Origin of the sequence: Pseudomonas sp. K5002 (genome assembly GCF_013386655.1) — a bacterium.
Taxonomy (GTDB): domain Bacteria; phylum Pseudomonadota; class Gammaproteobacteria; order Pseudomonadales; family Pseudomonadaceae; genus Aquipseudomonas.
In genome coordinates this window covers 1-736 of record NZ_JACARK010001350.1, presented here as the reverse complement: position 1 = coordinate 736, position 736 = coordinate 1, and the positions used below count along the sequence as shown (strand labels likewise).

Below are 736 nucleotides of genomic sequence, written 5' to 3'. Positions count from 1 at the left end.
TCCACCACACCGGCGAGTACGTCGCGGCCCAGGCTGACTTCCCGTTGCGCCGCGTCAAGCATGGCGCAGGTCTTGCCCACCCCGGCGTTGGAGCCGAAGTAGATACGCAGTTTGCCGCGCAAGGCGGCCTGTTCTTCCTGCTGGACCCGGGCGAGAAGGGCGTCGGGGTCGGGGCGTTCTTCGTTTAATGCGGGCATGTCATTCCTGGTCAATGCGGTTCAATAGTGGGAGCGGGCTTGCTCGCGAAAGCGGTGTGTCAGTGACAGTCGAGTTGGCTGACACTCCGTATTCGCGAGCAAGCCCGCTCCCACATTGGGTTTGCGGTGCTACACGAGACCCAGCCCGGTCAGCACCAGGTCAATCAGCTTGATCCCGGCAAACGGCACCAGCACCCCGCCCAGGCCATAGATCAGCAGGTTGCGATTGAGCAACGCTGCCGCGCCAATCGCCCGGTACGTCACGCCGCGCAGGGCCAAGGGAATCAGCGCCACGATGATCAACGCGTTGAAAATCACCGCACTGAGGATCGCCGAGTTGGGACTGCTCAGGTGCATCACGTTCAACGCACCGAGTTGCGGATAGGTCGCGACAAACGCCGCCGGGATGATCGCGAAATATTTCGCCACGTCATTCGCCACGCTGAAGGTGGTCAGTGCGCCACGGGTCATCAGCATCTGCTTGCCCACCTCGACCACTTCGATCAGCTTGGTCGGGTTGCTGTCGAGGTCGACCATGT

The 736-nt window shown here is 62.0% G+C and carries 2 pseudogenes; both read right to left on the bottom strand.

What is annotated here, in order from left to right:
* Positions 1-197: pseudogene (locus tag HX846_RS36275) on the bottom strand (hypothetical protein); the annotation flags it as partial.
* A 129-nt stretch (positions 198-326) separates the two neighbouring features.
* A pseudogene (locus tag HX846_RS36270) lies at positions 327-736 on the bottom strand (potassium-transporting ATPase subunit B); the annotation flags it as partial.